The organism is Nocardia sp. NPDC001965, from assembly GCF_053594175.1.
On record NZ_JBSFDZ010000003.1, the window covers coordinates 12,225 to 31,148 of the forward strand.

Here is an 18,924-nt window from a genome sequence, read left to right on the forward strand (position 1 = left end):
ACGCCACGGCATCGGCCGGAAGTACGACTCGACGGATGATTCGTCGTCCGTCGCCTACTCTCGAACCCATGCAGCGCATCATCGGTATCGAGGTCGAATACGGGATCTCCACGCCCACCGAGCCGTCGGCCAACCCGATCCTCACCTCTACCCAGGCGGTTCTGGCGTATGCCGCGGCCGAGGGGGTGCCGCGTGCCAAGCGCACCCGATGGGACTACGAGGTGGAGTCACCGCTGCGCGACGCCCGCGGTTTCGATCTGAGCCGGATGAACGGTCCGGCGCCGGTGATCGACGCCGACGAGGTCGGCGCGGCGAATATGATCCTCACCAACGGCGCCCGCCTCTATGTCGACCACGCGCATCCGGAGTATTCCGCCCCCGAGGTCACCGATCCGCTGGACGCGGTGATCTGGGACAAGGCCGGCGAACGAGTGATGGAAGCGGCCGCGCGGCACGCCTCCAGCGTTCCCGGCGCGCCCCGGATGCAGTTGTACAAGAACAATGTCGACGGCAAGGGCGCCTCCTACGGCACTCACGAGAACTATCTGATGAGCCGCGAAACCCCTTTCAACGCGGTGATTCTCGGGCTCACACCGTTCTTCGTATCCCGTCAGGTGATCTGTGGTTCCGGCCGGGTCGGTATCGGGCAGTCGGGGGACAACGCGGGCTATCAGCTGTCGCAGCGCTCGGACTACATCGAGGTCGAGGTCGGACTGGAGACCACGCTCAAACGCGGCATCATCAACACCCGCGACGAACCGCACGCCGACGCCGACAAATATCGCCGGCTGCACGTCATCATCGGCGACGCCAATCTGGCCGAGATGTCGACCTACCTGAAGGTCGGCACCACCGCGCTCGTGCTGGATCTGATCGAATCGGGTGCCGATCTGTCCGATCTGCAGCTGGCCCGGCCGGTCACCGCGGTCCACACCATCAGCCACGACCCGACGCTCCGCGCCACGGTCGCACTGGCCGACGGCCGCGAACTCACCGGGTTGGCGATTCAGCGGTTGTATCACGAGCGGGTGGCGAAATTCGTCGAGGAGCAGGGCAACGACGACGAGCGGGTGCGCGATGTGCTCGACAACTGGTCGATGGTGCTCGATCTGCTGGAACGTGATCCGATGGAATGCGCCGATCTGCTCGACTGGCCGGCCAAACTGCGCCTGCTGGAAGGGATGCGCAGCCGGGAGGGGCTGGGCTGGGCGGCGCCGAAGCTGCATCTGATGGATCTGCAGTATTCGGATGTGCGTCTGGACAAAGGCCTCTACAACCGGCTGGTGGCACGGGGGTCCATGAAACGGCTCGTCAGCGAACAGCAGGTGCTCGACGCGATGACCAAACCGCCCACCGATACCCGTGCCTACTTCCGGGGCGAATGCCTGCGCCGATTCGGCGCCGATATCGCCGCCGCCAGCTGGGACTCGGTGATCTTCGACCTGGGCGGTGATTCGCTGGTCCGGATCCCGACCCTGGAGCCCCGCCGCGGTACCAAAGCGCATGTCGGGAAGCTGCTCGACGGTGTGGATACTGCTGCTGACCTGGTGCGACAGCTCACCACCTGAGTGTTCACCGGCCGGCCTCCGGGCGGTCGCGGCCACCGGGGTGGGACGTAATCCGACTACGTGTCGTCCCGGCTGGGTAGTGTTGAAGAACGAGCACATGGGTGCTCACGATTCGTCCGGTACGCGAGCGCGTCCGGTCGGTGGAAAACAGAGGAGGTCGGCTGCGATGGCACAAGAGCAGACCAAACGCGCCGGGGGCGGCGACGATGACGAAGGCGTCGACGGCGTCGACGCCGCGGGCCAGGAGCGGCGCGAGAAGCTGGCGGAGGACACCGACGACCTCCTCGACGAGATCGACGATGTGCTCGAAGAGAACGCGGAGGACTTCGTCCGTGCCTACGTGCAGAAAGGTGGCCAGTGACCGCAGGTGACCCCTTGCGTCTCCATCTGGGGTACGCCCTATCGTCCTTTTCCGAACATCTGCGTCAGCACGCACCGGATCTTCTGCCGGGTAGCGGATTCGACGCCCTGAGCACCCCCACCGCCGCCGGAAACTCCGGCGGCGGTGCCGCGGGGGATATCGCACCGCACGGCACCACCGTGGTGGCGGTGTCCTATCGCGGTGGTGTCCTGATCGCCGGTGACCGGCGCTCCACCCAGGGCAATCTGCTGGCGGGCCGCGATGTGGAGAAGGTCCATATCACCGATACCTATTCGGCGACCGGTATCGCCGGGACCGTGGGCATGGCCATCGAACTGGTGCGGCTGTTCGCGGTGGAACTCGAGCACTACGAGAAGATCGAAGGCGTCTCCCTCACCTTCGACGGCAAGGCCAACAAGCTCTCGAAGATGGTGCGCGACAACCTGCCGGCCGCATTGCAGGGCCTGGCGGTGGTGCCGCTGCTGGTCGGCTACGACCTGCAGGCCACCGACCCGGACCGGGCCGGCCGCATCGTCTCCTACGACGTGGTGGGCGGGCGCAGCGAGGAGCGGTTCGGTTTCACCGCGGTCGGCTCCGGATCCATGTTCGCGCGGACTTCGCTGAAGAAGCTCTACACCAAGGGCCTCGACGCCGACCGTGCGCTGCGGATCGCGGTCGAGGCCCTGGTGGACGCGTCCGACGACGATACCGCCACCGGCGGGCCGGACCTGCTGCGCGGGATCTACCCGACCGCGATCCTGATCGATGACGAGGGCGCCGTCGAGGTGGCCGAATCCCGGCTCGAGGAGATCGCGCGCGGTATCGCCGCCGACCGTCAGGCCGCAGAGGAAGGGAGCGCCCGGGCATGACCCTGCCGCTGTATGCGTCCGCCGAGCAGATCATGCGCGACAAGACCGAGCTCGCGCGCAAAGGTATCGCCCGGGGCCGTAGTGTCGTGGTGCTCGCCTACGACAAGGGCGTGGTGTTCGTCGCGGAGAATCCGTCGGCGACCCTGCACAAGGTCAGCGAGCTCTACGACCGGACCGGTTTCGCCGCCGTCGGCAAGTACAACGAATTCGAGAACCTGCGCCGGGGCGGCATCCTGCAGGCCGATCTGCGCGGCTATCAGTACGATCGCCGCGATGTCACCGGCCGGGCCCTGGCCAACGCCTACGCCCAGGCCCTGGGATCGATCTTCACCGATCAGCTCAAACCCTACGAGGTGGAGATCTGCGTCGCCGAGGTCGGTTATCCGGAGCAGGAGCCCGAGTCGGTTCTCTACCGGATCACCTTCGACGGATCGATCGTCGATGAGCGGGAATACGTGGTGATGGGTGGCACCACCGAACCCATCGTGAGCGCGCTGAAGGATTCCTACCAGCCGGGCCTGGACCTGGCCGCGGCGCTGCGTGTCGCGGTCTCGGCACTGCAGTCCAGCGAAGGTGCGGACAAGGACAAGCGGTCGCTCGGTTTCGGTTCGCTGGAGGTCGCGACCCTGGAACAGGCGCGGCCACGACGGGCGTTCCGCCGGATCGGCCGCGCGGCCCTCGAGGATCTGCTGGGTTCGACCGGTGATTCCGGGTCCGATGTGCCGGACACCGGAGGAAAGCCGGACTGAGCCGTCCGGTTGGTATCGCAGCAGGATTCGCGGGTCGCGCGCCGGGCACCGGTGCGCGACCCGCGGCTGTTCACGGCTGCCCACGCCGTGAACCCATCAAGGCTCATCTCCGCACAGAAGTGCTGGTAGGGCCCCGCCCAGCCTCGGTGCGAGAGGGCACACGACCCGCCCCGTGCCACCCCCGTCCCCGGATCGGTGATGATCGAGCACTCACCGAATCGCCGGCCACCTCGGCTGGTCGACATCCACGTCCGCGCCCACCTGCCGCCCACGCCGGAGGGTCGACCTCGGCGAGGTCGCGCCCCGGTGCTGGAGCGACAGAGCGAAGGAGCGCAGCGATCGATTGCCGGGCCCGAGAACCAGGGTCGTGAGGACCCGGTCCCGCGTCGCCGAAGGCTACACGGAAAAATCGTTGCCAAGCCGTATACATCGGGTTTTCCGCACTGACCCGCAGGAATCATTCAGCGCTGTAACCTCGATAGTGTGCAGCGACGAATTATGGGGATCGAGACCGAATTCGGTGTGACGTGCACCTTTCACGGACACCGCCGGCTCAGCCCCGACGAGGTGGCCCGGTATCTGTTCCGCCGGGTGGTTTCCTGGGGGCGCAGTTCCAATGTGTTCCTGCGAAACGGTGCCCGGCTCTATCTCGACGTCGGTTCGCATCCGGAGTACGCCACGGCCGAATGCGACAGCCTGGTCCAGCTGGTCACTCATGACCGGGCCGGGGAGCGAGTACTGGAGGAGCTGCTCATCGACGCCGAGCAGCGCCTCGCGGAGGAGGGTATCGGCGGGGACATCTACCTGTTCAAGAACAACACGGATTCGGCGGGCAACTCCTACGGTTGCCATGAGAACTTCCTGGTCGTCCGGGCCGGCGAGTTCTCCCGGATCTCCGATGTGCTGCTGCCCTTCCTGGTCACCCGGCAGTTGATCTGCGGGGCCGGCAAGGTGCTGCAGACGCCGAAGGCGGCCACGTTCTGCCTGTCGCAGCGGGCCGAGCACATCTGGGAGGGAGTGTCCTCCGCGACCACCCGGTCGCGCCCGATCATCAACACCCGCGACGAACCACACGCCGACGCCGAGAAATACCGGCGCCTGCATGTGATCGTGGGTGATTCGAATATGGCCGAGACCACCACCATGCTCAAGGTCGGTACCGCCGCCCTGGTGCTGGAGATGATCGAGGCCGGGGTGTCGTTCCGCGATTTCGCCCTGGACAACCCGATCCGGGCCATCCGGGAGGTCAGTCACGATCTCACCGGTCGCCGTCCGGTCCGACTGGCAGGGGGCCGGCAGGCCAGTGCCCTGGATATCCAGCGCGAGTACTACGCCCGCGCCGTGGAGCATCTGCGCAACCGGGATCGTGATCCGCAGGTCGACCAGGTGGTCGATCTGTGGGGCCGCACCCTGGACGCGGTGGAATCGCAGGATTTCGCCAAGGTGGACACCGAGATCGATTGGGTGATCAAGCGCAAGCTGTTCCAGCGGTATCAGGACCGGTACAGCATGGAGCTGGCCGATCCCAAGATCGCCCAGCTGGATCTGGCCTACCACGACATCAAACGCGGTCGCGGTGTGTTCGATCTGCTGCAGCGCAAGGGTCTGGCGAAGCGGATCACCGAGGACGACGCGGTCGATGCCGCCGTCGACACCCCGCCGCAGACGACCCGGGCCAAACTGCGCGGCGATTTCATCACCGCCGCTCAGGCCGCGGGCCGTGATTTCACGGTCGACTGGGTCCACCTCAAGTTGAACGATCAAGCTCAGCGGACCGTGCTGTGCAAGGATCCGTTCCGCTCGGTGGACGAACGGGTGGATCGCCTGATCGCTTCGATGTGATCGATCGTCCCCGGCGCCGAGCGGACCAGGTCCGCCCGGCGCCGGGGACGTTCCGTCGGTCGACCGGATCCGCCGCCGCCGCGTTACGCGACCCGGCAGGCCGGCCGGGCCACGGTCCCGGTCCACCCGGCCCTGCCCACAGCTGTGCACGACCGCTCGCCGCCGAGCCGGGATCGTGTCGGAGTCGGGTATTACCCTGCGCCGCATGGATCTACGGATGAGCTGGATCGGTACCGACCTAGGCCCCTACCGCCCGTGTGACGGCACCTATCAGCGCTTCGCGCTCGACGAACTCCCCGCTCTGCCCGATGGTGTTCTCGACGGCACCTTCGGCTGGCTGGCGCCGGGCGAGGTCCGTAGCAGCGCCGGCGCGGCCACTCTGCCGAAGACACTGCGGAGTCTGGTGCCGGCCGTTTTCGCCGCCTTCTTCGACCGGCCAGAATTGCAGCGGGCGGTCCCGTCGTGCACCGACTGCTATTGGGATGTCGGCGCCTCGACGATCCCCGGCCCACTCGGCGACGGCGACCGCCTCGTCCGGTTTCTCGCCGATTCACAGGACTGCGTCCTGTGGTACCTGCACATCTTGTCCGACGGAACCCATCGGGTCGTCGCGGCGGGTGAACGGTACTGCGAGCGCGAACCCGCACCGTCGGCCGAGCACCTGAACTCCGCGCTGATCCTCGTGGCCGACGATTTCGAGCAGTTCGTGTACCGGTTCTGGGTCGAGAACACCGCGTGGTTCGAAGCCGTCCAGGACGAGCTCGACGAGCACGATTTCTCCCCAGCGGTGCGCGATTACCTGGTCGGCCGACCGGAAATCTTCTCCGCCGCGGACCACTAGCCCCTTTGCGGCGCCGTCGGGGCCACGCGGCTCCGCCGGGAGTCCACGCCGGTGAGCGGGCGGATGCCGGGCGATATCGCCGCACCGGTAGGCACCACCTCGGAAGTCGACGCAGCACAACCCTCCCTACGAAGCTGTCCGGACAGTCCGCTCGCTACGCCGGCCATCCAGCCGCCCGTACCTACCGACCGGAAGAAACCCGGCGATGCGCGATCGTCGGGCTCTCCGGAATCCGGCAGCTTCCGAACCCCCGACGTCCTGATCACTCCGTCCGGGTGACACGCGCCCCCACACCCGACTTCCGTCGGCTCCGAACGGCTGCCCGTCGTGGCCGGGCCCGCCCCGGTCCTGGAACGGGGGGTGAAAACGCGACTCACGAACACCTCTACCGCCAGCTGATGCCGACGGCGGAGCCTGCTTTGGAGGGCGGGGTCCGCCCGGGTTCCGGTGCGGCGAAGGGAGCGCTCCGGCTGAGTGAAGCGGTGAAGACGTGATTTCACGAGCACCCCGTTTCCGCTTTCGGCCCTAAGCCGACGCTGAAGGCGGAGCCCGCCGCAAAGGCGGGGCCCGCCCCGGTTCCGGAGCGACGAAGCGAAGAACCGGGGTCACGAGGGCCCCGCCCGCGCCGCCGAAGGCGGCGCGAATAAGCACTGCACTATCCTGCTCGGGTGGCGATATCCAAGGTCGAGCGCCTGATGAATCTGGTCATCGCGCTGCTGTCGACTCGGCAGTTCCTGACTGCGGAGCGTATCCGGGAGAGTGTCGCGGGCTATGAGGACTGTGCCAGCGACGAGGCTTTCAGTCGGATGTTCGAGCGGGACAAGAACGAGCTCCGGGATCTGGGCATACCTCTCGAGGTGGGCCCGTCCGGTCGTTTTTCGACGGTGGAGGGTTACCGCATCAATCGGGACGCCTATGAGCTACCGGATATCGATCTGACCAGTGAGGAGTCGGCGGCCGTTGCCGTGGCGTTGCAGATGTGGGAGTCGCCGGAGTTGGCGTCGGCCGCGGCCGGGGCGTTGCTGAAGTTGCGGGCCGGGGGTGTGCACGTCGAGACCGATACCGCTTTCGCGGCGATTCCGGCAGTGCCTGCGCGGACGCGCGGGTCCGAGCCGGTGCTGGGGAAGCTGCTGGCGGCGATCGATGCCGGTCAGGCAGTGCGGTTCGAACATCGTGGTGCCAGCAACGCGCCGTACCTGATGCGCGATGTCGAGCCGTGGGGGGTGGTGACCTTGCGGGGGCGCTGGTATCTGGTCGGGCACGATCGGGATCGGGATGCGGTGCGGACTTTCCGGTTGTCGCGGATCGGGGAGGAGATCACCGCGTACGGGCCGCGTAATGCCGTGCATCCGCCCGCGGGTACGGATCTGCGGGAGATCGTCACCCGGGTGACCGGGAGCGTGCCGGTCACCGGTTCGGCGACGATCTGGGTGGCGCAGGGCCGTGGGCGGGATCTGCGCCGGATCGGTGATGTGGTGGGTTCCCGGTCCGTCGGTGACCGGCCGGGGAGTGTGCTCGAGGTGCCGATCAGGTCGCAGAACTGGCTGGCTCGGTTGATCACCGGGTTGGGTGCCGATGCGCTGGTGCTCGAGCCCGCGGAGTTGCGGGCCGATGTGGTGGCGCGGCTGCGTTCGGTGATCGACCGGACGGAGGTGGCGTTGTGAGCACCCGCTTGTCGGCGCGGCTGTCGCGGCTGTTGAACATGGTCCCTTATTTCGTGGCCAATCCGGGGATCAGCGCGGCCGAGGCCGCCGCCGATCTGGGGGTGACGACCAAACAGTTGATGGCCGATCTGAATCAGCTGTGGATGTGCGGTTTGCCCGGGTACGGCCCGGGTGATCTGATCGATCTGTCTTTCTCCGAGGAGAGTGTGCAGGTCACGTTCACGGCCGGGATCGAGCGGCCGCTGCGGTTGACCTCGATCGAGGCGACGGCGGTGCTGGTGGCGTTGCGGTCGATCGTGGATCTGCCCGGGATGGTGGATCCGACCGCCGCGCATTCGGCTATCGCGAAGCTGGAGTCGGCGATCTCCGGGGCGGCGCGGGTGCCGGGTACCGGTCCGGCCGGCGACCCGCCCGCGGAGGCGCCCGCGGTGACCACGGTGCGGTCCGCGGTCGCGGCCCGGCGGGCGTTGCGGCTGGAGTACTACTCGGCGAGCCGTGATGTGGTGTCGGATCGGGTGGTCGATCCGATCCGGATCGTCGCCGTGGACGACAACAGTTATCTGCAGGCGTGGTGCCGGCAGGCCGAGGGGGTGCGGCTGTTCCGGTTCGACCGGATCGAATCGGCGGCGGAGCTCGACGAGGCGGCCCGTCCACCGCGGGAGGCGCACGATTCGGAGGCGGGGCTGGATCTGTTCCAGGACGATCCCGCGGTGCCGCTGGCCCGGTTGCGGATCGCCGCCGATTTCGGCTGGGTGCTGGATCAGTATCCGATGCACCGGGTGGCTGTACACGCCGACGGGAGTATCGAGGCGACCATGCGTTTCGCCACACTGGACTGGATGGCCCGGCTGGCGCTCGGGTTCGGTTCCGGGGTGACCGTGCTGGGTCCGTCCGAGCTGGTGGCGGCGGTCCGGGACCGTTCCGAGGCGGCTCTGGCCGCTTATCTGGCTGCGGGTCTCGACGAGCCCGCCTGACACCCGGCGGGGCGCGTCGCGTGCCCGCTACCACCCGATGTGGACGTGAACGGCGGTCCAACGGCGTGTGACGTGCGGGCATCTGCCCCAGGTTGGGTTCGATGCGGCTGTCTGGGCAGGTAGCATCGGAAAGACCACAGTCTTGGGAGGTAACCACAATGGGCAGTCTGAGCATCTGGCACTGGCTGATCATCGCGGCGCTGTTCGTGGTGTTCTTCGGCGCGAAGCGGATGCCCGACGCGGCCCGCAGTCTCGGCCGGTCGCTGCGGATCTTCAAGAGCGAAGTGAGCGAGATGCACAACGACGGTAAGCCCGCGGGCACCGCCACCGCGCAGCCCGCTCCGGAACTGCCGGCCGGTCGGGAGACGGGCGCGCAGGCCACAGAGTCCCGGAGCGAGTCGAAAACGCTCTGATTCCCGTATCCGCGGGTCCGGGTGTGTGCCCGGGCCCGGATACGATTGCTGTCGACCCGGCGCTGCCGACCGGGCGCCGGCCGTAGCCCGTGCGGGGGACCGCAGGTGCACCGGGTAGCGCCGCAGGCCGAGCGGAGCGAGGCACGCTGATACGAGGGCATCCACACACCATGCGAATTCCGTTCGACCCCCGGCACAGCAAACGCCGGACCAACCCCGATGGCACCATGTCCCTGGTCGACCATCTGCGGGAATTGCGCACCCGGCTGCTGATCTCCCTGGCTGCTGTGCTGGTCACCACGATCGTGGGATTCCTCTGGTACGCGCATTCGCTCTTCGGGCTGGAGAGCCTGGGCGAGATCCTGCGCGGACCGTATTGTTCGCTGCCCGATTCGGCGCGCGCCTCGCTGACGCCCGGTGGCGAGTGCCGGTTGCTGGCCACCGCGCCGTTCGAGCAGTTCATGCTCCGGTTGAAGGTGGGCTTGACCGCGGGTGTGGTGCTGGCCTGTCCGGTGTGGTTGTACCAGGCGTGGGCGTTCGTGACGCCGGGCCTGTACCCGAAGGAACGCAAGTACGCGGTCGGTTTCGTGGTGACCGGGTCGTTCCTTTTCGTGGGCGGCGCGGTGCTGGCCTACTGGGTTATCGCGCATGCCCTGAGCTTCCTGCTCAGCATCGGTGACAATGTGCAGATCACCGCGTTGAGCGGTTCCCAATACTTCAGTTTCATCATTCAGTTGCTGATCATCTTCGGGGTCAGTTTCGAGACACCGCTGCTGATCGTCGGGCTGAACCTGATCGGCGTGCTGCCCTACGCGAAGCTGAAGGCGTGGCGGCGGGGCATCATCTTCGGTCTGTTCGTCTTCGCGGCGATCGTCACCCCGCAGGATCCGTTCTCCATGCTGGCGTTGGCGCTCGCCCTTACGGTGCTGTTCGAGTTCGCGGTGCAGTTCGCCCGGTTCAACGACGGGCGCCGGGCCAGGATCGAGGAGCAGCAGCTGGCGGCCCTCGACGATGAGGAGGCATCGCGGATCGAGGCTCCGGGTTCCGTGGATCCGGCGACCCCGATCCGGTCGGCCGATTCCGTACCCGCTCCGGAGCGGACCGGTCGGTCCACATCCGACTATTCGGACACTCTCTGACCGCTCCCGGATGTCCCGCGGGATTTATCGGCGCGACCCGTGTCGTATTCCTCGATTAGTCTCGGAGCCGTGACACCGAACGCGTCGCTGACCGCCGAACTGTCCCGGTTCGCCGCCCAGCTGACATTCGAGCTGGACCCTTTCCAGCGCCAGGCCTGTACCGCCCTCGAGGAGGGGCACGGGGTACTCGTCTGCGCGCCCACCGGCGCCGGGAAGACCGTCGTCGGCGAATTCGCGGTGCATCTGGCGCTGGCCTCCGGTGGGAAATGCTTCTACACCACGCCCATCAAAGCGCTGTCGAATCAGAAATTCGCCGATCTCACCGAGCGTTACGGTCGCGATCAGGTGGGTCTGCTCACCGGCGATCAGTCGATCAACTCCGATGCTCCGGTCGTGGTGATGACCACCGAGGTATTGCGGAACATGATCTATGCCTCGTCCGAGGCGCTGCGCTCGCTGTCGCACGTGGTGATGGACGAGGTGCACTATCTGGCCGATCGGTTCCGGGGCGCGGTCTGGGAAGAGGTCATCCTGCATCTGCCCCCGGAGGTGCGGCTGGTCAGCCTGTCGGCGACGGTGTCCAACGCCGAGGAGTTCGGCGCCTGGATGGAAACCGTGCGCGGCAATACCGCCGTGGTGGTGGACGAGACCCGGCCGGTGCCGCTGTGGCAGCACGTGATGGTCGGCCGCCGGATGTTCGATCTTTTCGACAGTGAATCCTCCGATCAGCGGGTGCTGGTCGATTCGGATCTGGTCCGCTACATCAAACAGCGGGAGAGCGCGGATCGGATGGAGAACTGGGGTGGTGGTCCGCGTGGTCGGGGCGGCCCGCGGCGGTTCTTCCGCCCGCTGCCGCGGCCCGAGGTCTTGGCCCGGCTGGACGAGGAAGGCCTGCTACCGGCCATCACGTTCATCTTCAGCCGGGCCGGTTGCGACGGCGCGCTGGCCCAGTGCCTCCGTTCCGGGCTGGATCTGAGTGGTTCCGCGGATTCGACAGTGGTCGACGCGATCATCGAGAGGCACACCGGTGAACTGCCCCGCGCCGATCTGGAGGTGCTCGGGTACTGGGAGTGGCGTGAGGCGCTGCACCGGGGCCTGGCCGCGCATCACGCCGGAATGCTGCCCGCCTTCCGGCACACCGTCGAGGAGCTGTTCGTCAAGGGTCTGGTCCGGGCGGTGTTCGCCACCGAGACGCTGGCGCTGGGTATCAATATGCCGGCGCGCACGGTGGTGCTCGAACGGCTGGTCAAATTCAACGGTGAGACCCATGCCGAACTGACTCCGGGTGAGTACACGCAGCTCACCGGCCGGGCGGGGCGGCGCGGTATCGATGTGGAGGGGCACGCGGTCGTTCTGTGGCAGCCCGAGGTCGATACCAGCGCGGTCGCCGGTCTCGCCTCCACCCGGACCTATCCGCTGCGCAGTTCCTTCAAGCCGGGATACAACATGTCGATCAACCTGATCGATCGGCTCGGTGCCGAGGAGGCCCGGCTGCTGCTGGAGCGTTCCTTCGCCCAGTTCCAAGCCGACCGATCGGTGGTGGGCCTGGTGCGCGGTATCGAACGCAACGAGGGGCAGCTGCGTAAGCTCGCCGCCCAGCTCGGTGGCGAGGACGGCGACTTCCTGGAGTACTTCGGGTTGCGGGAACGGATCAAGCAGCGGGAACGCCGGCTCAACCAGCAGACCCGGACCGATCGGCGCACCGCGGGTGTCGCCGCGCTCACCGAACTGCGCCGCGGCGATGTGGTCGCCATCGGTGCCGGGCGCCGGGCCGGGCTGGCGGTGATCCTGGAACCCGACGCCACCCCCGGTGACCCGCGGCCGCTGGTGCTCACCGAGGACAAATGGGCGGGCCGGGTCTCGGTCGCCGATTTCCCGGTTCCGGCCCAGCCGCTGGGCCGGATGCGACTGCCGCGCCGGGTCGACCATCGCACCGCGCGGATCCGCCGTGATCTGGCCTCCGCGCTACGCAGTACCGGGATCACCGCGCCACACCGGGCGCGCCGCGACAAGCGGGCCGCGGGTGCCGACGATGTCGAACTGGCCGCCCTGCGCCGGGCGCTGCGGGCGCATCCCGCCCACTCCCGGCCCGATCGGGAACAACTGGCCCGGGTGGGGGAGCGTTACAACCGGGTGGCCCGGGAAACCGAGTCGATGCGGCAGAAGGTCGCGGCCACCACGAATTCGCTGGCGCGTACCTTCGACCGGATCGTCGGCCTGCTGGAGGAACGCGGGTTCGTGCACGACGGGGAGGTCACCGCCGACGGCCGGCGGCTGGCCCGGATCTACGCGGAGAGCGATCTGCTCGTCGCCGAATGTCTGCGGCAGGGACTGTGGCGCGGCCTCGGCCCCGCCGAACTGGCCGCTGTGGTGTCGATCCTGGTATACGAATCGCGTTCGGAGGGTGGCTATCTCGGCGCCACCGGGCCCACCGCGCCGGTCCGGCGCGCGGTGGCCGACACCATCGCCGAGTGGTCACGGTTGCGCAACGACGAGTCCGAGCACCGGCTGGCACCCAGTCGCGAGCCCGATCTCGGCTTCGTCGGCGGTATCCACAAGTGGGCCCGCGGTGACGCGCTGGCGGATTCGCTGCTGGCCAGCGGTGATCAGGGCACGCCGCTGTCGGCCGGTGATTTCGTGCGCTGGTGCCGGCAGGTGATCGATCTGCTCGACCAGATCCACAGCACCGCAGACGATACCGAGGTCGCCGCCACCGCGGCCAAGGCTGTGCGGGCGATTCGGCGTGGTGTCGTCGCGGTGGACGCGGCATGAGAGAGTCAGGCCCGGAGGCGGTAGCGGAGCGTAACCACGCAGGGTCCTCGCTCATGCCTCGGTAGGCGCAGCGTGAGACCATCGATTGTGGTTTGATTTCAACCGCACGCGGGGGGCTACCGTGTGTTCGACAATGCGAGTGGAGGCAACCAGATGAGCGGGCCGTACGGACCGAACGACGCCCCGGGCCCCGGGGAGGGACGTAACGATCCCACCCAGGTCTGGGGTGGGCAGCCGCCGCCCGGTGCGGCGCCGCAGTGGGGGAATCAGCCGCCCGCGCAGCCCCCGGTGAATCAGCCCGACCCGCAGCAGGCGCAGCCCACTCAGCAGTGGGGCAGCGATCAGGGCGGTCAGCAGTGGCAGCCGGCCCCGCCGCAACAGCAGCAGCAATGGAGCCAGCCCCAGCCGCAGCAGCCGCAGCCGCAGCAGTGGGGCGATCCGAACCAGCAGCAGTGGGGGCAGCAGCCGCAGCCGCAGCAACAGTGGGGCGCTCCCGACCCGCAGCAGCAACCGCAATGGGGTGATCCGAACCAGCAGCAGTGGGGGCAGCAGCCGCAGGCCCAGTCCGGGCAGTGGGGTCAGCCGAATCAGCAGCAGTGGGCGCCGCAGCAGCAGCCCGCGGGCGGCGGTAAGAAGACCGGGCTCATCGTCGGGCTGGCGCTGCTCGCGGTCGTGCTAGTCGCCGGTGCCGTCGTCGGTATCCTCACTCTCACCGCCAAGGATCAGCTCGATCAGGCCGCTGTCCAGACCGGCGTCGCGAAGGTCCTGTCGGAGTCCTACGGCATCGAGGATGTCAAGGACGTCCAGTGCCCCGCGGGCCAGGAGGTCGCCGTGGACGCCACCTTCACCTGCGATCTGAAGGTCGGCGGCGAGGCCAAAACGGTCAGCGTCAAGATCACCAAGGACGACGGTACCTACGAGGTCGGCCGCCCGAGCTGATCCGACCGGATCGACCCGCCGGATGCTGCCCTCCGGCGGGTTCTCGATATCACGGGCAGTTCACCGAACAGTTCGCCAGTGCCTTGACCAGCCGCGCGACCGGGCTCTCGGCGTTGTAGGCGCGAGCCAATTCCTGCAGTGCGTCGGCATCGGCGGGGATCGGGTGCAGGATATCGGGTCGCGACAGGATCACATCCGCGTCGCGGACCACCCGCACCACCGGCGCCGCCGCGTCCAGATAGCCGGCCGCGGCGCGGAGTTTCGCCCGGACGCCCTGCGCCAGATCGGCACCGGGATCGTCGACCGCGGCCCGCAGCGCCTCCAGCGAACCGAACCGGCTGATCAGCGTGGCGGCGGTTTTCTCGCCGATTCCGGCGGCACCCGGCAGACCGTCGGACGAATCTCCGCGCAGCGTCGCCATATCCGCGTACGCGGGGCCCGCGTTCTCCTGCGGCACACCGTATTTGGCGGCGACTTCCGCGGGACCGAACAGTTCGGCCTTGGCCAGCCCGCGGCCCGCGTACAGCACCCGCACCGGCGGTGCGGGAGTATCGCGTACCAGTTGCAGCAGATCCCGGTCACCACTGACCACGATCACCGGATCGGCGAGTTCGGTCGAGGCCAGGGTGCCCAGTACGTCATCGGCCTCCAGGCCCTCGGCGCCCCCGGTGGCGATACCGGCGGCGGCCAGCACCTCGAGGATCATCTCGACCTGCGGAGTGAGCCGGTCCGGCACCTCCTCGGCGCCCGGTTCGGCCGTAGCGGAGGTGTCCAGGCGGTGCGCTTTGTAGGTGGGCACCAGGTCCACCCGGTACTGTGGCCGCCAATCCAGGTCCAGGCACACCACCAGCCGGGCGGGACGATGCTTGGTGACGAGGGAGGCGACCATATCGGTGAACCCGCGCAGGGCGTTCACCGATCTGCCGTCGGACGCGGTGATCTTGTCCGGGATCGCGTAGAAGGCCCGGAACCACAGACTCGCTCCGTCCAGCAGCAGCAGCGGACGCGGCGTGGATTCGGTCGTAGTCACCCGGTGAATCTACAAGGCGCCACCGACGTATCCGATGTCCCGCCCCGGGCGGCGGGGTACCTTCGAGATCATGAGCGCGCACACGGAGCCACGGTTCGCGGCGGATGTCTACGGGCAGCGACTGGAGCGGGCGGTGCAATTGATCCGCGACGCCCATCTGGATGCCTTGCTCATCACCCCCGGTCCGGATCTGCGGTATCTCATCGGATCGGCGGCCCAGTCGTTCGAGCGATTGACCTGTCTGGTGATCACCTCCGACAAGGCCACGCCGTCGGTGGTCATCCCGAAACTCGAGGTGTCCGGGCTGCGGGATTCGGCGGTGGACGAACTCGGATTGCGAGTGCTGGACTGGGTGGACGGGGTCGATCCCTACCAACTGGTCCAGTCGGCGTTGCATATCGGCTCGCGCGTCGCGGTGGCCGATGCCATGCCCGCACTGCATCTGCTGCCGCTGGCACGTAGTTTCAGCGGGCTGCCGGTCTCGGCGACACCGGTGCTGCGCGAACTGCGCATGATCAAGGACGATGCCGAGATCGAGGCGCTGCGCCGGGCGGGTGCGGCCATCGACCGGGTGCATGCCCGGATGGGGGAGTTCCTGCGGGTCGGACGCACCGAGGCCGAGGTCGGCAAGGACATCACCGATGCCATCGTGGCCGAAGGCCATAGCGAGGCGGCGTTCGTGATCGTGGGCAGTGGCCCCAACGGTGCCAACCCGCATCACGAGGTGTCCGATCGCCGTATCGCAGCCGGAGACGTGGTGGTCATCGATATCGGGGGACCGGTGGATCCCGGCTACTATTCCGATTCCACCCGGACCTATGTGCTGGGCGAACCGGATCCGGAGATCGCGGCCCGCTGCGCCGAGTTGGAACGTGCCCAGGCCGCCGCCGTCGCCGCGGTGCGTCCGGGTATCCCGGCCGAGGCTGTCGACGCCGCCGCCCGCGAACCGCTGGAGGCTGCCGGTTTCGGGCCCGCGTTCGTGCACCGGACCGGGCACGGTATCGGCCTGTCGGTGCACGAGGAGCCCTATATCGTCGCCGGTAATCAGCTCGAGTTGCGGCCCGGGATGGCCTTCAGCATCGAACCCGGGATCTATTTCCCGGGCGAGTGGGGCGCCCGGATCGAGGATATCGTGGTCGTCACCGAGGACGGGTGTGTGTCGATGAACGAGCGCCCGCACGGGCTCACCGTCCTCCCGGCCGACAGCTAGCGGCCCCGGCACCACCACCGGCCGCGGGTTCAGCCCGCGCGCAACCGGACCCCGCACAACACCCGCTGTACCTCGATGGCCAGCACCACCCGGGTCGGGTTCTCCCGCGGCACCCGGTAACGCTGCGCGTACCGGCGTTCGGCCTCCAGTACCGCGGCGGGGTCGTCGAGTACGGTGGCCGGGCCCTCCAGCGTGAGCCAGCGCGCCCCGTCCACCTGCCCGACCGCCGCATAGCCGGATCGGCGCACGTTACGGGCCTTCACCGAGGCGCCGTCGGTGATCACCCGGGCCAGTCCGGCACCTGGGTCCCAGGTGAAACCCACCGGCACCATATGCGGGGTGCCGTCGGCACGCAGGGTGGTGAGGGTGGCCAGATGCCGTTCGGTGAGGAACTCGACGGCCGCCGGGGACAATTCGACAGTACGCAGCGTCATGGACCGACCGTAGCGGGCGCCGGCCCGGCCCGGCACGTCTCCCGGTTCCCCGGGCCGGTTCGGGCGGATGACAGACTGAGCGCATGGTTGTGCGTCGAACACGAGGGATCGACCCGGGCACGGTGCTGGTGCTGGGTGGGCGCAGTGAGATCGGCCTGCAGGTCGCGTTGCGGCTCGCGCCCGGGCGGGCGGTGGTACTGGCTGCCCGGCGCTGCGAGGATCTGGACAACGAGACGGCGGCGCTGACCGCTGCCGGGGCGACCGCGGTGTATCCGGTGGAGTTCGATGCCGACGATACCGCGAGTCATCCCGCGCTGCTCGGCAAGGTCGCGGCCGACTACGGGCCGATCGGCGTCGCCGTACTGGCCTTCGGCGTGCTGGGCGAACAGCGCCGTGCCGAGGAGGATCCGGCCCATGCGCTGGCGGTGGTGCACACCGATTACACGGCCCAGATCAGTGTGCTGACCGTGCTCGCCAACGAAATGCGGGCCCGAGGCAGCGGCCAGCTGGTGGTGTTCGGTTCGGTGGCCGGGATCCGGGTGCGGCGCGCCAACTACGTCTACGGATCGGCCAAGGCCGGATTGGACGGTTTCGCCTCCGGTCTGGCCGACGCGCTGCACGGTTCCGGTGTCCATCTGCTGCTGGCCCGGCCGGGATTCGTGGAGGGCCGGATGACCGAGGGTATGAGCCCGGCCCCGTTCTCCAGCTCCCCGGACCAGGTCGCCACCGCGGTGGTGACCGCACTGGGCCGCCGGACCACGCGGATCTGGATTCCGGGGATCCTGCGCCCGGTGTTCTTCGGGATGCGCCTGCTGCCCCAGGCCGTCTGGCGGCGGCTGCCGCGGTGACCGCGGATCCGGCACCCACCCGATCCGGGCCGCCGATACCGGTGGTGGGGATCGGCGCCGACGGTTGGGCGGGGTTGCCGCAACGGTACCGGGAAGTACTGCGCGACTGCGCGGTGCTGTTCGGTTCGGCCCGCCAGCTCGCGCTGCTGCCGGACGAAGTGACCGCGCGCCGGGAACCGTGGCCGTCCCCGCTGCTGCCCGCTCTGCCCGGTCTGCTGGCCGAGCACCGCGATACCCGTCTCGGGGTACTCGCCAGCGGTGACCCGATGTTTTTCGGAATCGGCGTCACCCTGGCCCGGCTGCTCGGTCCGGGCTCGTTGCGGGTGTTCCCACAGCCGTCGGCGGCGTCGCTGGCCTGTGCCCGGCTGGGTTGGCCGGTCCCGGAGGTGGGAATCGTGAGTGCCGTCGGCCGGCCGCTCGAACGGCTGCTGCCCGAGCTGGCCGAGGGACGGCGGGTGCTGGTGCTCAGCGCCGACGCCGGAACTCCGGGGCGGATCGCGGAATTGTTGCGTGACAACGGTTTCGGCCCGTCGGCGCTGACTGTGCTGGAACAGTTGGGTGGACCGTCGGAGCGTCTGGTGTCCGGGATTGCCGGCACCTGGTGCGAACCCCCCGGCGATCCGCTGAATATCGTCGCCGTCACCGCGTCGGCCGAATCCGGGTACACCCGTCTCACCCGGCTGCCCGGACTTCCCGACAGCGCCTACGGCGGCGACGGGCAGCTCACCAAATCCGAGATCCGGGCACTCACGCTCGCGGCGCTCGCGCCCGGCCCTGGTGAGACCCTGTGGGATATCGGGGGCGGATCGGGCAGTATCGCCATCGAATGGTGCCGTACCCATCCCGCCTGCCGGGCGGTCACCTTCGAGATTCTGCAGCGTCGCCGGGACCAGATCGGCGCCAACGCCACCCTGCTCGGTGTGCCCGATATCGAGGTGCGCGGTGAGGCCGTGGCCGAACTCGCCGGTGGCGACGCACCGGCCGCTCCCGACGCGATCTTTCTCGGTGGCGGTCTGACCACACCGGGTTTGTTCGACCACTGTTGGTCGCGGCTGCCCAGCGGCGGTCGCCTGGTGGCCAATGCGGTCACCGGGGAATCGGAGGCACTGTTGTCGAGCTGGTCGGCGGCATACGGCGGTAGCCTGCGCCGCTTCCAGATCTACCGCGGCGAACCGCTGGGCCGCTTCACCACGTGGCGGCCGCAGCTACCGGTGACACAGTGGTCGGTGGTGAAGGGCCGGTCCGGGCAGGGTTCCCGTATGTGACAACCC

General features: G+C 68.3%; 17 protein-coding genes. 15 read left to right on the top strand and 2 right to left on the bottom strand.

All coding sequences use genetic code 11. From position 1 onward, the window contains the following. Positions 1–68: 68 nt before the first annotated feature. From dop to ACWCPQ_RS06630, 12 genes are all read left to right on the top strand, one after another. Complete coding sequence (gene dop / locus ACWCPQ_RS06575) at positions 69–1,568, top strand: depupylase/deamidase Dop (protein WP_449895552.1); 1,500 nt, start codon at positions 69–71, stop codon at positions 1,566–1,568. 166 nt (positions 1,569–1,734) lie between these two features. After that, positions 1,735–1,929, top strand: a complete 195-nt coding sequence (locus ACWCPQ_RS06580; RefSeq protein ID WP_030521323.1) for a ubiquitin-like protein Pup — start codon at positions 1,735–1,737, stop codon at positions 1,927–1,929. Then, positions 1,926–2,798: a proteasome subunit beta gene (prcB, locus tag ACWCPQ_RS06585; protein ID WP_449895554.1), complete on the top strand. Its 873-nt coding sequence runs from the start codon at positions 1,926–1,928 to the stop codon at positions 2,796–2,798. The genes ACWCPQ_RS06580 and prcB overlap by 4 nt, the downstream gene beginning before the upstream one ends. Then, on the top strand, positions 2,795–3,547 hold the full coding sequence (gene prcA / locus ACWCPQ_RS06590) for a proteasome subunit alpha (protein ID WP_449895556.1): 753 nt from the start codon (positions 2,795–2,797) through the stop codon (positions 3,545–3,547). Before prcB ends, prcA begins: the two co-directional genes overlap by 4 nt. A gap of 483 nt (positions 3,548–4,030) precedes the next feature. Next, a complete protein-coding gene (pafA, locus tag ACWCPQ_RS06595; RefSeq protein ID WP_449895558.1) occupies positions 4,031–5,389 on the top strand; it encodes a Pup--protein ligase in 1,359 nt (452 codons plus the stop codon). Between the two features lie 205 nt (positions 5,390–5,594). Further along, complete coding sequence (locus ACWCPQ_RS06600; protein WP_449895559.1) at positions 5,595–6,230, top strand: hypothetical protein; 636 nt, start codon at positions 5,595–5,597, stop codon at positions 6,228–6,230. 668 nt (positions 6,231–6,898) lie between these two features. Beyond that, positions 6,899–7,894 (top strand): helix-turn-helix transcriptional regulator, encoded by a 996-nt coding sequence (locus ACWCPQ_RS06605; protein ID WP_449895561.1) that lies wholly within the window; start codon positions 6,899–6,901, stop codon positions 7,892–7,894. Further along, a complete protein-coding gene (locus tag ACWCPQ_RS06610; protein ID WP_449895563.1) occupies positions 7,891–8,868 on the top strand; it encodes a helix-turn-helix transcriptional regulator in 978 nt (325 codons plus the stop codon). The genes ACWCPQ_RS06605 and ACWCPQ_RS06610 overlap by 4 nt, the downstream gene beginning before the upstream one ends. Positions 8,869–9,026: 158 nt before the next feature. Then, a complete protein-coding gene (tatA, locus tag ACWCPQ_RS06615) occupies positions 9,027–9,281 on the top strand; it encodes a Sec-independent protein translocase subunit TatA (RefSeq protein WP_449895564.1) in 255 nt (84 codons plus the stop codon). A gap of 170 nt (positions 9,282–9,451) precedes the next feature. Next, positions 9,452–10,420, top strand: a complete 969-nt coding sequence (gene tatC, locus ACWCPQ_RS06620; protein WP_449895566.1) for a twin-arginine translocase subunit TatC — start codon at positions 9,452–9,454, stop codon at positions 10,418–10,420. 69 nt (positions 10,421–10,489) lie between these two features. Continuing rightward, positions 10,490–13,192: a DEAD/DEAH box helicase gene (locus ACWCPQ_RS06625; protein ID WP_449895568.1), complete on the top strand. Its 2,703-nt coding sequence runs from the start codon at positions 10,490–10,492 to the stop codon at positions 13,190–13,192. 153 nt (positions 13,193–13,345) lie between these two features. Beyond that, positions 13,346–14,131 carry a DUF4333 domain-containing protein gene (locus ACWCPQ_RS06630; RefSeq protein ID WP_449895570.1) on the top strand — a complete coding sequence of 262 codons (786 nt, stop codon included), beginning with the start codon at positions 13,346–13,348 and terminating at the stop codon, positions 14,129–14,131. Between the two features lie 49 nt (positions 14,132–14,180). Here ACWCPQ_RS06630 and ACWCPQ_RS06635 read toward each other — a convergent pair whose 3' ends face one another. After that, positions 14,181–15,161 (bottom strand): 5'-3' exonuclease, encoded by a 981-nt coding sequence (locus ACWCPQ_RS06635; RefSeq protein ID WP_449895572.1) that lies wholly within the window; start codon positions 15,159–15,161, stop codon positions 14,181–14,183. 70 nt (positions 15,162–15,231) lie between these two features. On the opposite strand from ACWCPQ_RS06635, the gene ACWCPQ_RS06640 reads away from it, so the two are divergent. After that, positions 15,232–16,371, top strand: coding sequence for a M24 family metallopeptidase (locus tag ACWCPQ_RS06640; protein WP_449895574.1), 1,140 nt, complete (start codon positions 15,232–15,234; stop codon positions 16,369–16,371). Positions 16,372–16,400: 29 nt separating this feature from the next. On the opposite strand, the gene ACWCPQ_RS06645 is transcribed toward ACWCPQ_RS06640, so the two are convergent. Beyond that, the gene (locus ACWCPQ_RS06645; protein ID WP_449895576.1) at positions 16,401–16,805 is read right to left on the bottom strand and encodes a PPOX class F420-dependent oxidoreductase; all 405 of its coding nucleotides are present in this window, start codon (positions 16,803–16,805) and stop codon (positions 16,401–16,403) included. An 83-nt stretch (positions 16,806–16,888) separates the two neighbouring features. Here ACWCPQ_RS06645 and ACWCPQ_RS06650 point away from each other — a divergent pair, with 83 nt between their 5' ends. Further along, the gene (locus ACWCPQ_RS06650) at positions 16,889–17,653 is read left to right on the top strand and encodes an SDR family NAD(P)-dependent oxidoreductase (protein WP_449895578.1); all 765 of its coding nucleotides are present in this window, start codon (positions 16,889–16,891) and stop codon (positions 17,651–17,653) included. Next, positions 17,650–18,918, top strand: coding sequence for a precorrin-6y C5,15-methyltransferase (decarboxylating) subunit CbiE (gene cbiE, locus ACWCPQ_RS06655; protein WP_449895580.1), 1,269 nt, complete (start codon positions 17,650–17,652; stop codon positions 18,916–18,918). The genes ACWCPQ_RS06650 and cbiE overlap by 4 nt, the downstream gene beginning before the upstream one ends. The last annotated feature ends 6 nt before the right edge of the window (positions 18,919–18,924 follow it).